The organism is Pseudoalteromonas sp. SK18 (assembly GCF_001974855.1).
Lineage (GTDB): Bacteria > Pseudomonadota > Gammaproteobacteria > Enterobacterales > Alteromonadaceae > Pseudoalteromonas.
Window position 1 is genome coordinate 1 of the sequence record NZ_MTQB01000014.1, and the last position, 13,524, is coordinate 13,524.

General features: G+C 39.3%; 9 protein-coding genes. 7 read left to right on the top strand and 2 right to left on the bottom strand.

Annotated features, from left to right (window positions below; translation table 11 throughout):
* Positions 1-158: 158 nt before the first annotated feature.
* Together BW139_RS11300 and BW139_RS11305 are read left to right on the top strand one after the other, a co-directional pair.
* Positions 159-1,106, top strand: coding sequence for a hypothetical protein (locus BW139_RS11300; RefSeq protein WP_076919729.1), 948 nt, complete (start codon positions 159-161; stop codon positions 1,104-1,106).
* Between the two features lie 134 nt (positions 1,107-1,240).
* Positions 1,241-1,777 (top strand): DUF7010 family protein, encoded by a 537-nt coding sequence (locus BW139_RS11305; RefSeq protein WP_076919730.1) that lies wholly within the window; start codon positions 1,241-1,243, stop codon positions 1,775-1,777.
* A 1,488-nt stretch (positions 1,778-3,265) separates the two neighbouring features.
* On the opposite strand, the gene BW139_RS11315 is transcribed toward BW139_RS11305, so the two are convergent.
* Together BW139_RS11315 and BW139_RS11320 are read right to left on the bottom strand one after the other, a co-directional pair.
* Positions 3,266-5,437 carry a S46 family peptidase gene (locus BW139_RS11315; protein ID WP_076919731.1) on the bottom strand — a complete coding sequence of 724 codons (2,172 nt, stop codon included), beginning with the start codon at positions 5,435-5,437 and terminating at the stop codon, positions 3,266-3,268.
* Positions 5,438-5,582: 145 nt separating this feature from the next.
* Positions 5,583-7,373 (bottom strand): M61 family metallopeptidase, encoded by a 1,791-nt coding sequence (locus BW139_RS11320; RefSeq protein WP_076919732.1) that lies wholly within the window; start codon positions 7,371-7,373, stop codon positions 5,583-5,585.
* Positions 7,374-7,598: 225 nt separating this feature from the next.
* On the opposite strand from BW139_RS11320, the gene BW139_RS11325 reads away from it, so the two are divergent.
* The 5 genes from BW139_RS11325 (at position 7,599) to BW139_RS11345 (ending at position 13,457) form a co-directional block, all read left to right on the top strand.
* Positions 7,599-9,107 (top strand): GGDEF domain-containing protein, encoded by a 1,509-nt coding sequence (locus BW139_RS11325; protein WP_083708665.1) that lies wholly within the window; start codon positions 7,599-7,601, stop codon positions 9,105-9,107.
* A 77-nt stretch (positions 9,108-9,184) separates the two neighbouring features.
* Positions 9,185-10,528: a nucleotide 5'-monophosphate nucleosidase PpnN gene (gene ppnN / locus BW139_RS11330; RefSeq protein WP_076919734.1), complete on the top strand. Its 1,344-nt coding sequence runs from the start codon at positions 9,185-9,187 to the stop codon at positions 10,526-10,528.
* Between the two features lie 8 nt (positions 10,529-10,536).
* Positions 10,537-11,310 carry a flap endonuclease Xni gene (xni, locus tag BW139_RS11335; protein ID WP_076919735.1) on the top strand — a complete coding sequence of 258 codons (774 nt, stop codon included), beginning with the start codon at positions 10,537-10,539 and terminating at the stop codon, positions 11,308-11,310.
* A gap of 69 nt (positions 11,311-11,379) precedes the next feature.
* The gene (locus tag BW139_RS11340; RefSeq protein WP_008112571.1) at positions 11,380-11,775 is read left to right on the top strand and encodes a DUF3192 domain-containing protein; all 396 of its coding nucleotides are present in this window, start codon (positions 11,380-11,382) and stop codon (positions 11,773-11,775) included.
* Positions 11,775-13,457, top strand: a complete 1,683-nt coding sequence (locus BW139_RS11345) for a hypothetical protein (protein ID WP_076919736.1) — start codon at positions 11,775-11,777, stop codon at positions 13,455-13,457. The genes BW139_RS11340 and BW139_RS11345 overlap by 1 nt, the downstream gene beginning before the upstream one ends.
* Positions 13,458-13,524: the final 67 nt, after the last annotated feature.

Below are 13,524 nucleotides of genomic sequence, written 5' to 3' on the forward strand. Positions count from 1 at the left end.
GAGCCTCCAAAAAGCAAATTCCCATAGCATAAACAACACCAACTCTGACACACCGAGCAGGTAGCGGCTCAGTCCAACAAGCGATTATGCAACACAAACAGCGTGTCGCATAAATACTAAAATGTTATACAACATTCAGAATGAGGAGTACCAATCTTATGGCGAAGCCAGGGGATGATCTTGAAAAAATAGTGGAGTTAATAGAAAGATCTATTTCTCCATCTTCAGTTATTCGTCAGAATGTGTTGTTGCCAGTGTTGAATTCGCCAACAGGAAGAACTAGGCAATGTGACGTTGTCATTGAGAGTGGCCCTGAATTTCGTTGTAACGTAACAATAGTTGAGGTTCAAGACCGTAAGTCGCAAGTTAATATTGCTACCTTTAACGATTGGTTAACGAAGTTAGATGATGTCGGCGCTAACAGCTTAATTTGTATTTCGCGGAAAGAATTCCCAGAAAGTGTAAAGGAAGTAGCAAGGTTTCAAGGTAATAGGGTTCTTCTGGTTAACCTAAAAGAAGAAATTCCAGAAACACTTCCACTGAACTTTTTGTCCTTTTATGTGGCATATGAAAACGTCAGTATTACCGATATAGATGCTTTGAGTTGTTGCGTCGAGAAGGGCAGTGCTGATTTAGCATTACTAGACTCTCAAATCATGCACTCAAATGAAAAAATATGGTCTACAGACAAAGTCTCAAACATGTCTATAGTCGAATTACTATCTCCTTTAATCAAGGAGTTACATTATGACGCAAAAGGAATAGTAAAAGACGTGGCTTCTTTTACGTTTCAAAACGACAGACGCTTGGTTCTATATTGCAACATGAATGGCGAATATATCCGGGTTGGTTTAAATGTGGTTGTTCAATATGCTTACGATAATCACCTTCTTCCCATGACGGTATCTAGCTATGAACAGATTGATCACGGAGTATTGGCTTGGGTTTTCGAAATAGATCATGAAACAAGCCATGGCAAAATAAAAACTAAAGTCCCTGTAATTAAGCATGGTGACAATGCGTATGAAATGTTGGATGTTATCAACTCTACTGATTTCAACTCTCAGGTGACAATAAGAAGTCTAGAGCAAAAACCTGTTGTATAACAAAGCATTTAAGAGTGATTCGCAACGCTTGGCGCTTTCGCTTCGCTCAAGTATAGCCAAGCGCCGCTCACACCTTAATGCGGCGTTATGTGCTTCAATAAGTCTGAGCATTACTCAAGCAAGGAGAGAGTATTTTGACATTAGATGAATACAGAATAGAATTTGAACAATCTTCAAACAGATCTATTTCAATGCCGGTTGCTGGAACCATTATTTGGGGTTTAGTTGGGCTTTTAAGTACACAATTTAGCGCAAATATTTCTATATATATTCTACTTTTTGCAACAGGCGGTATTTTTCCTATAGCTTTAGTAATTGCTAAATTTAGAAATGAGAACTTAGTTTCCTCATCCAATCCTTTAGCAAAACTAATGGGTTTATGCATAGTGATGGTTAATCTTCTTTGGGCTGTCCATATACCGTTACTTTTAAATGCACCTGAATTTGTTCCTTTGAGTTTAGGCGTTGGCTTAGGACTTCATTGGGTAGTGTATTCTTGGATCGTTAAACACCCTGTTGGCTTAATTCATGCTGTGCTAAGAAGTATTTTAATTATAGCCGCTTGGTATTTATTCCCTAACAGTAGTATTTTAGCTATCTCTTGCGTTATCGTTTTAACTTATTTAATAAGTATTTATCAAATGTTAACCAGGAATATGATAAGAATATAACAAACACCTAAACTCCGACAATGTAAAGTTGTCATAGTTTTGGCAAACAAAAAACCACGCCAACACATTGCGTGTTATACGGTTGTTAGTTTTTAAAGGAGTCGAATGACCATTAAAATATTAGGATGGTTTTCAATAATCATAACAACTTTTGCACTAGCACCAAGTATTGTACCTGGAGCCATGTCAATATTAGCTTTTTATCTATCTTTGGGGCTTTAATTGTCTCTATATCAACTATAAAATCGGCGGGTGTTTTCTACTTCAAAACAACTGCTATTATAGTTTGTGTTGGGATGTTAGTTTTTAATGATTACCTTCGTTTTTATGGCTCACTTCCACAAGCTACGTGGGCTGAAAAGATAGGGTTGTATGCTTTTTATATAGTAATTTGTATTACAGGTTTTTTTAAAGCCAAAAAGTATTGTAAATAATAAAAACTAACAAGAACTTCTAACGGAAAAAACACAAGAAAATTTATGATTCAGTGCACTCGCTGTGAACATTAAAAAGATGTTTTTAGCTTTTCTTTATCTGCACTCCCATTTTACCTTAAATGTGCAAATTGCAACCTCACATACTCAGCCAAGATAACGTGGCGCTATATGATTCTGACTAGCTAAAAATAGTTTTGTTTTATATCTTCCTCTAAAAGCGCAGCGTCTCTTCCCCCTCTTTGTGCATAAATCACTTAAGGACTTAATTTAAAAAAGAAAAATGATTGGTAGGCTTCGGGCTACGAAGCGCGAGTAAAATGCAAATATCTATAAATACGCGATATAAAATCGCTGCTACAAAAGACATTTACTGATAAAAACAATTTTTGCACCACAGAGAATCCCGAGGCGCTTTGCGCTACACAGAGGTGAATTGATATCTTTTAAGCATTTCTCTGTGAACTCTGTGTTCTCGGTGGTAAATACTTATTTAGGCTTAACTCTGACGCGATTTAAAATCGCTGCTACTAAAGACATTTACTGCTAAAAACAATTTTTCTACCCCAGAGAACCCCGAGGCGCTTAGCGCTATACAGAGGTGAATTGATATCTTTTAAGTATTTCTCTGTGAACTCTGTGTTCTCGGTGGTAAATACTTATTTAGGCTTAACTCTGACGCGATTTAAAATCGCTGCTACTAAAGACATTTACTGATAAAAACAGTTTTTGCACCACAGAGAATCCCGAGGCGCTTTGCGCTACACAGAGGTGGATTTATATCTTTTAAGCATTTCTCTGTGGCCTCGGTGGTCAATACTTATTTAGGCTTAACTCTGACGCGATATAAAACCGCTGCTACGAAAGACATTTACTGCTAAAAACAAATTAGCTCCCCCCGCAACACGAACCTCGTAGCTCTTAGCCCGAAGCCCCTACCCCTTAGCCCGCATCCCGCAGCCCGTACCTAAGTTAAATTAATCCAAAAATGTTTAAACCAAAAAAAAGGCGCTTCCGGTTAAGGTGAGCGCCATTTTATTAGTTTAACTGCTACTTATTTTACGATTTTCATTTCGTCTAATAAGTTTTGGGCGTTATCTACTTTATCCATTACCCACAGCATGTAGCGTGAATCTACATGAATTGAGCGGTTTAGTTCTGGGTTGTAATCCCAATCACCAATAATGCTTTCGTACACACCGTCAAACAGTAAACCCACCAGCTCAGCATTGCCGTTAAGCGTTGGCGAACCTGAGTTACCACCTGTCGTGTCTACATTTGATAAAAAGTTAACTGGAACAGTATTCATGCCACCAGTGTAATCACCATAAAGCTTCGCTTTAATTTGCTCTTGCAGCTTTTTAGGCGCATTAAATGGGTCAACATCGGTGTTTTTAGCCAATAAGCCTTCAAGTGAAGTAAACGGCGTAGCCACTAATCCATCTTGCGGAGAATAACCGCCTACCGTGCCGTAAGTTACACGTAATGTGCTGTTTGCATCGGCGTAAACCGGTTTGTTTTGCGCTTTGTTAAAGGCAATAATTGCACTCATTAACTCTGGGCGAGCAGCTTGTAACTTACCAGCCAAGGCTTTTGACTTATCTTCCTCGGCTTTCATCACAGCAAATATAGCTTTAGCATATTGCATGAATGGGTCTTGGCTTTGGTTAAGCTGGCTAAGTGTTTGTTCAAATAATGAATTACGAACAATTTCGTTATCAAGCGTTGATTTAGCATACATTTCATCTAGCAATGCACTTTGTTTTGCTTTATCAAAACCGTTTTCTAAAGCAAAAGCTTTATCAATTTCACTAAAACGCTCTGCTTTAGGTAATGCTGCATATTGCTCTAAAAAGTGCAGTAATATAGCTTTATCTACGTTTGTATCAAAGCGACGTGACATACGCTCAAGAGAAGATTTAATACGCGGTAAATCACGTTCTTGATAACCTGATTCACGCTCGCTATTTGGCTTTTGTTTTTCAACCGCTAAGCGGTATAAACGACGTGCCGTGCTGATCATTTGTGAACGGTGAACATAGCCTACCATACGGTCGCGCTCGCTGTGCTCTTGCGATTGTGCCACTAACGCCGATAACTCATTAAGTACGTTACCGTAGCGCTGTTTACGCTCGCTATCGCTGTTGATCCAGCTTGTAAGTTCTTGTTCAAATTGTTTTTTACGCTCAAACATAGTGCCTTTTTTAAAGCTTTCGATCATTGAGCCATAGTTTTTAATGTAGTTGTTGTACCCTGCAATGGTGCTTTCGTAAGCAATACGCGCTTTACTGCCATCTTCTGAGTTTTCTTCAATCAGTGACACGTATTTAGTATTGTGCATGCGTGCTTTAGGGTAACTGTCGTTAAATACGTAATCGACCTCTGCCGCAATACGGTAACGATTAGTACGCCCTGGATAGCCTGTTACCATGACAAAATCGCCCTCTTGCACGCCTTTAGCACTTACACTTAAGTAAGACTCTGGCACGTAAGGTACGTTATCTTCACTGTATTCTGCTGGCTTGCCATCTTTACCTACGTATGCGCGGTAAAAACCAAAGTCACCCGTGTGGCGCGGCCACATCCAGTTGTCGATATCGCCACCGTATTTACCTACGCCCATGGCAGGTGCATACGCTAAACGTACATCTTTAATTTCCAGCGATTTAATTAGGTAAAACTCTAAACCACCATGAAACGAATACACATTACAACGGTAACTGGCATCAGCTTCACACTGTGCAACAAGTGCTTTTTGATTTTTTTCTAACGCATCGTAGCGTGCTTTTGCGCTTAGCTCGTTAGTGCCGCTAATCACTTTATCGGTCACGTTGGTCACTGTTTCAGTCACATACACACGTGAACCTGGCGCAGCTGGTAAGTCTTCAGCCGGTGTTTTTGCTAAAAAGCCATTTTCTAAAATGTTATTTTCAGGCGTTGAATTATATTGCACCGAACCATAAATACAGTGATGGTTAGTTACAACTAAGCCTTTTGGCGAAACAAACGATGCTGTACAACCGCCTAAGCTGATAACCGCATTCATTGGAAATTCGGTTAATTTTGAAATTGAATCAACGCTAATTTCAAGCCCTTTGGCTTTTAAAATTGACTCTAGCTCTGGTAGTTGATGAGGTTGCCACATGCCTTCATCGGCATGGGCCGCAGAAGAAAGTGCCAGTGAACAGGTTGCTACCAACGTGGCAACAAGAGGTTTTAAACGCATTATAGAATCCCTTTTATTATTGAACCAGCAGATTACTCATTAAGTATGAGTCAGGTCAACTGCGCTGAGATAAATTGTTACAATATAGCGCCCAATAAACAAAAAAGGAGCCTAAGCTCCTTTTTAAACAAAATGATAAACGATGTTAGTCGTCTTTTTTCACATCATTTGGATGCGCTACACCCATCCATGCTTTAAACAGTGCTTTTTGCTCTGCAGTGGCATTTTTATTCGCGACTACTTTTTTTGGTTTGTCGAAATCTTCAGACAACACAAGCTCAGTCGACATTAAGGCGTCACGGCGAATAAAATCAACAGTTACCTTGTCCCCTGCTTTAAAGGTTTCTAGGCTCGCGGTTAAGTCTTTCCCTACATGCTTTTTGTTAATAGCGACTAGCTTATCGTAGGTGGTTAAGCCGCCCTGCCATGCAGCACCATCGCGGCGAACATGGGTAAGCGTAAGTAACTCGCCAGTATTTTTAGTAAAGGCATCTAAGCTTGGTGTGGCCTTGGCTTTTTCTGGTAATTCAAAGCTCAAACCTACTTTTGCTAGCAGTGCATCAAAATCTAGGCTAGCTGGTGTGCTAACATTTTCTTGCCACCAATTGCTGTAATCACGCCCTGTTAGCTGCTTTAAAATAGCTAATACGTCTTGCTCAGTAAAACCCGCTGGTAGCTTATGCTGGTTATAAAGTTCGTTATGTACATTTTTATAGCTTATTTTACCTTGGCTTTTTTCTAGTAGGTCGATATCTAACGCCATCGACAATAGCGAGCCTTCAAGGTAGATATTAGTGCCATAGTTACGAGCATGATCACCACCTTGATTTATCCATTTATCAAAGCTGGTTTCGCTAGCACTTTGCACTTCACGCCCAGGGGTTGTGAGATGGCGATTAATGGTTTTACTAAAGTTCTTAAAAAACTCATCGGTGGTTTGAATGCCTGAGCGCACTAATAAATGGTCTTCAAAATAGCTGGTAGAGCCTTCGGCAATCCACAGCAGTTTTGAATAATTTATATTGGTGTAGTCGTATGGCGCAAGCCCTTTAGGACGGTACGCTTTTACATTCCAAGTATGAATAAATTCATGTGCCGCTGTGCTTATAAAAGCTAAGTAATCTTCACGTTTAGCAAAGCGATCGCGTGGGCGTTGAATAATAGTTGAGTTTAAGTGTTCGGTTGCGCCGCCCGCGCCCGATGTAGCATGCACCATAAATACATAACGCTCATACGGGTAGCTGTCCCAAATTACATTGCCCGTTGCCACTAGCTTTTTCAGATCGGTTAGCATCAGTTCTATGTCGTAATTACCTTCGCCCCACACCACTAGCTCGTACTCACGGCCATCAACTTCAAAAGTACGTAGTTCGTTAACACCGGTTTCTATTGGAGAATCAACTAGCACGTCGTAGTCGCTGGCTTTAAAGCTGTGTTTATTTTTATAGTTTTCCATACCCGACACCGAGCGCCATGCTTTAGGTACGTTTAATTCAACCGTAACTGGCTCTTGGCGAAATGATTCGCTAAACATAAAAAAGCCTGAAGCATCAACAAAGGCATGGCTGTCGTCAATATGACGAGCGCGCTTACCTAGCTCATTAGCATACACTTGGTAATCAACATTGACTTGAGTTGGCTCGTTTAAATGAACACGCCATGTGCTGTGATCTATTTTTTCCCACTTTAGTGCATTACCTTCATCATCGCTGGCTTTAAAATAACGTACACCATTAGCAAGATTTAAAATTTCATAGCGGCCAGTGCGCCATGCTGGCAGTTTTACATCTAAATAAGATTGCGCTGTTTTAGGGAATTCTACATTTACATCACCTAGGTGATGTTCTGGCTGGGAGATGTTTAAAGCGTAATTAACGTCGGCAATTACCGGTGCTGAACAGGCAGCTAAAATTGATAAGGCAAGTAGCTTTTTCATGAAGGCTCTTTTTTATATAAGGTATTGTTGTACCAAGATTAACAAGACCCTTTTTAAAAGTGAATTAAAAGCGATAAATGCACTTATATTCAAGATCGTTCGTATTTTGTTATTAAAAACATTAAGTTTTTGATCTCATCCCTACTATTAATATGTTTTTGTTGTAAACTAAAACAATAACGGTACTAAAATGATGGTGTGTAGGTGTCTAGGAGCTCCAATACGGTGGAACAAAAATTAAAACAAGCAATCGACAGTAGAAAAGTAATAGAAAGTGCGCGTCAACATCAAGTGAGTACGCTTTCTAACTTTGCAGCTAAGTTATCTTTAAGCTGTAAGGGACTTGATACTGAGCTTGATAACCGTCTGGCCAAGTTCCGCAGTGCACTCAACAAAGGCATGAGTTTTGAGGACTTTTCGCCTTTGGTAGATGATATTTTAGCCTTGCTAAAAAACCAAGAAGCCATTCAACTAGCACATCAACGTGACCTTTTTACCAGCGTTCAAAGTGCAGGCAAACAATTACAACAAACTAAAGGTTTGCCTGACGATACGCGCAGAACGCTTCGCCATTTGCTCGATAACGAGCTAGACGATATTCAATCGGTACATGGTTTTATACCCGTATTAAACCAGCTAATTACTTTTTATCATCAAGCCTTAATTGCTAAAAGTAATACCACCTTTGAGCCGCCTAATTTAACCATTCTTACTGACAAGCTGTTTAAGTTAGTCAGCGAGTTAGTGCTTGAAGAAAAAGCAAACGAAGCGCTGTATTTAATTAAAAAACGTATTGCTAAAAATAGAGCGGTTGATCAGCTACTTGATGCAGCAATTGATGTAATTGTACTTATTGTACAAAGCATCCAAGTTGAACGTGAATCAGCGCAAAGCTTTTTAACCTCTTTAAACCAAACGCTTGAAGAGCTACATCGCTCATTGGTATCGACCAGTGAACATTCTGAATCGATGACTGTTGAGTTTGACTCAATTAATCAACGAATTGGTGAAAAGCTAAGAAATTTAAATACACAAACAAATAAAGCAACATCAATTACAGAGTTAAAGCAATTGGTTGAAAATGAGTTACGCTCATTAAGTGCTGATATTTTAGAAAAAGAGCAGCTAGAACAAAAAGATCGCCAAATTTTAATTTCTAGCTTTGCACAAATAAACGATAGAATTGGCAGTTTAGAAAACAAAGTTAGTAATTATAAGAAACGTTTAAATGAACAACGTTTTAAAAGTTTACTCGACAGTCTTACCAAATTACCTAATCGCGCAGCTTTTGATGAACGTTATAATCACGAAATCAATGTATTTAACGAACGCCCGTCAGACATAACCTTAGTGGTTATTGATGTTGACCATTTTAAATCAATTAACGATCGTTTTGGCCACACAGCGGGCGACATTACCTTGCAAGTGATTGCCAAAGCGCTGCAAAAATCGATTAGACAAACTGATTTTATTGCCCGTTATGGCGGCGAAGAGTTTGTGTTATTAATGCCGCGAACTTCACTTGATAGTGCAACTGAACACCTTAATAAATTGAGGCAGTCGATTAAAAAGATCCCGTTTAAATTTAAAGACCAGCAAATTCAAATTACCGTTTCATTGGGTGCAACCCAATTTAAAGTGGGTGACACCCCTCTAAAAGCGTTTGATAGAGCCGATGAAGCTCTATACGATGCTAAAAACTCAGGCCGGGATCGTCTGTGTATTAGTAAATAGTGTTATGCACTTTTACCTTTGAGTATAAGGCATAACTACGCAGTAAATTTACCCAAGAAGTTTCAAGGAGAATGTCTATGCTAATACAATTAAACCCTACGGGGGTATTAGATTTATTGTCGCAGCTAGAAGTAGACTTACTCGAGCAATCATCAAACAGCGAACGCTACAGACTATTTAGAAACTGTGTATTGGCCGTGCTTAATGTAGGCAGCCACACCGACGTAAGTAACGATATTTACGATAAACACAAAGATTTTGATATACGTTTGGTTAGCCGTGAACGCGGTATAAAAATTGAATTAGAGAACCCTCCGCAAACCGCCTTTGTTGATGGTCACATAGTAACAGGTATACATGAGCACATATTTTCGGTTATTCGCGATATTTTGTTTATTTGCCAAAAGTATGAAAAGAACCTGCAAGAAACTAAAGCTATTACCCACATGGTTTTTGATATGCTCAGAAATGCCGACGCACTTAAGGTAAATAGCGAACCTAACATGATTGTATGTTGGGGTGGCCACTCTATTAACGAGGTAGAATATAAATACACCAAGCAAGTTGGCTATGAACTAGGTTTGCGTGGCTTAAATATTTGTACCGGTTGTGGCCCAGGTGCAATGAAAGGCCCAATGAAAGGCGCGACCATTGGCCATGCAAAGCAACGTATTACCAATAATCGTTATTTAGGTTTAACTGAGCCCAGTATTATAGCGGCAGAGCCACCCAACCCAATTGTAAATGAGCTGGTGATTTTACCCGACATTGAAAAACGACTTGAGGCATTTGTTCGCACCGCACATGCTATAATTATTTTTCCAGGTGGCGCAGGTACAGCTGAAGAGTTACTGTATTTATTAGGTATTTTATTACACCCTGAAAATGACAAACAGTGTTTACCGGTTATTTTAACAGGCCCTAAACACAGCAAAGCTTACTTTGAAGAACTGTGTAAGTTTATTCAATTGACTTTAGGTGATGCTGCGCTGAGTAAGTTTGAAGTGATAATTGATGACCCTCAATTAGTTAGCCAAAAGCTTAAATCGGCCATGAACGGGGTTCGCGAATACCGTAAAAGCCAAGGCGATGCCTATTACTTTAACTGGACGTTGAAAATAGAAAATGATTTTCAGCAACCTTTTTATCCAACTCATGAAGCCATGGCGTCACTTGATTTGCACCTTGATCAACCCAAACAACAGCTCGCCGCTAATTTACGCCGTGCGTTTTCGGGAATTGTTGCCGGTAACGTAAAAGAAGAAGGCTTAAATGCAATTAAAGAGCATGGCCCCTATGTGTTAAGTGGTGAGCCTGACTTAATGAAAGCAATGGACAAGCTTTTACAAGCATTTGTAGAACAAGGTAGAATGAAACTTCCCGGAAGTAAGTATATTCCTTGTTATACAATAAAAGCGTGAGTTTCTAATTGAATCCCCATTTACTCCTTATTGATGCGCTTAATTTAATTAGGCGCATTTATGCTGTTGATGCAAACCAAAGCCATCACAGCGAAGAGCACATGTTAAAAGCCTGCTGTGCACGGGTTGCACATGCATGCAAAAAACTTTTAACCACCACCAATGCAACCCATGCAATTGCGGTTTTTGATGGTGAAAAAAGCTGGCGTTACCACTTTTATAAAGACTACAAACATTCCCGTGCCCCCATGCCAGAGACCCTAAAAAGCGCGTTACCACATTTTAAAGCGGCCATTGAAGAAACCGGTATTGTGGTGTTTGAACCGACTAACGATGAAGCCGACGATATTATTGCGACTTTAGCGCATAAAGCCGCGAATAATCAGATAAACAACACCATTATCTCGACCGATAAAGGCTTTTTACCTCATTTAAATGAGCATATTGAAGTCTACGATTACTTTAAAAAGCAGCACCTGAATGAACAACACATTCAAGAGCGCTTCGCCGTTGAGCAGCATAAACTAATCGACTTTTGGGCACTTGCAGGAGATAAAACCAATGACATTCCTGGTGTTAAAGGCATTGGTGTTAAATCCGCGCAGCAATTGGTTAATCAATATAGCTCTATTGAAGATGCGCTAATTGATGAATCGTTAAATGCGCGGTTACAAAAAAAGCTTAATGAGGATATGGATATGTTTGTTATTTCTAAGCAACTGGTGAGTTTGCGTACAGATATCCATTTAGGCTTTAGTTTAAAGCAGTTAAGGCTTAATTAGTCGCAAGTTAATAGCACTGTACACTAGCAATACGTATACTAGCGATAGTTATTTTGGTCTGGGTAGGCAATGTTTAAAAAGTTTTTTAGGTATTTAATATTAGGATTAGGCTTATATGCACTAGTAGCCACGTCGGTTATTATGTTTTATAAAGACGATCCACAAGCTATGATTTGGCAAGACAGAGAAGCATTTAATAAACGCTATATAGAAAAATTGCGCTTAGAAGATACCTTTACGCTAAATGATGTGCTTGAATATTTAGGTAGCCCAGATTTAACCTATGCTAAACGTGATGGCGAGCAAGTGTGGCAAGTGATTTTTTATCGTACCCAGCACAAAACCTCAGACGGCATCACCACCATGGATGAATGTACTGGGTTGTTATTTAAAAATGGCCAACTATTAATGTGGGGCCCTAGTGCTTATGAAAAATACCTTGAGCATAATGATGGAAAAATTTAATGGAAGCTCCACTGTCGGGTAAATTAAAAAAGCTACTCGAAAGCACGCAACTGCTTTTAAACTCCCATAATAATAAAAGCCAGTGGCATACCTTTTACCCTCTTGTGTGTAAACTATCAGAGCAATACGCAGCGATATACAAACAAAACCCAGCAGCGTTACAAGCTCAGCTTAATCTGTATAAAACACATTATAGCTACGCAACCAATTTAGTGGTTAACCAATGTGTATTAACCTGTGCTCTGTGTAGCAGTCAAAACTACGACAGTAATTTAACCGAGCTTTACATTAGCGCCTCGTTGGTGGAACACCTTTGTGTTGCCAAGCAATTAAATAAGTTAGCTCAACATCAAACGTTTAACGAAACCGATACAAAAATGTGGCAATTACGCCATAAGCTCGCAGCCAAAGTAATATTAACGGCTAAACAACCCGCGCATCAAATTGCTCATATTTTGGCAAAATTAGGCAAATACAAACACGCATTATTAGATACACCTAAAATTATGCTTTATGACGGTGCCAGTGTGTTGGTTTCTTTAGCTAATATATTAGCACTTAACGTTACTTGTAATGAAAAACAACAACACATAAATTTTTATAAAGCAGTCGCCGATTTATATATAAGAACCCCAAACTCATTTGCACAGGCGTTATTAAAAGCGCTAGTTGCCCACCTAGGGCAATACATACCTGGCAGCCAAGTCGTCTATGCTGACCAAGCCATGGTTTATTTAGCCACTGATAGGCTAGAACGACATATTATTGTTAATAACGCCAATACTAAAATGGCATGGTATCGTATTAAAGCATCACTCACCGATGACTCTAAAGCATGGGAGTGCAATGATAACCGCTTGTTTTTAAAAGTATGGGACAGTGAACATGTTAATATTCCACACAGTGAACACTCTGCACAAACGCCTTTGTACCAATTAGTAAAACAAATAAAAGCTCAACAAGAATACAGTTTTAAAGCTTTAAATACCTTACTTACCCCCTACCCTGATGTTATAAAGTCAGTATGCATAGCGGTGCAGCACTACAATAAAGAGCGATTACCGGCTAAAGACTTAAGACATAGCTTATCTATGGTGGGTTACGATAAAGCACCGGCTATTATTCAAGGGGTGCTGTTTAAGCAATTAGTAAATAGTATCGCTCATCCTTTACATGCCTTTTTATGCACCCGTATCAGCTGTTTAATTAATATTTTAGCGCTACTAGTAAAACATAATCCTCGCGTACAAAGTGAGCGCATTAGCTTAAGCTTATATGCCTATTTATATTATGTATTGATACATTACAGCCCAAATATTTCTAGAAAAATTACCATTGACAAAACACCGAATAAATCGCTCGATACACCGTTTAGTGCATTTTTTGGTGTAAACAAAATAGATGCTCCTCATTTAAATAACGAGCTTAACGAATTACTTAGTGGCGATCCGTGGGCATCGGCTTTATTAAATGCTGAGAAACTCCCTAAAAAGCAGCTTAATGATGCCGGTCAATTATGGGCGGCATTAAAGGTAGTGGCACAGCGTATACTTCAACCTAACCTGCCATTAACAGCATGGCAACAGCAAATATTGAATCAACAACTTAGTCGCCATGGTTGGCAAAGTGAAGCCGATTTTAATCAATCGCTGCTGCGCTTAGGGCTGCACAATAGTATTTAGCTGACTTATTATCACTATAACTTAAAGTTATACCCTGTATTGATACTATAAACTGGCAAAATGTCTA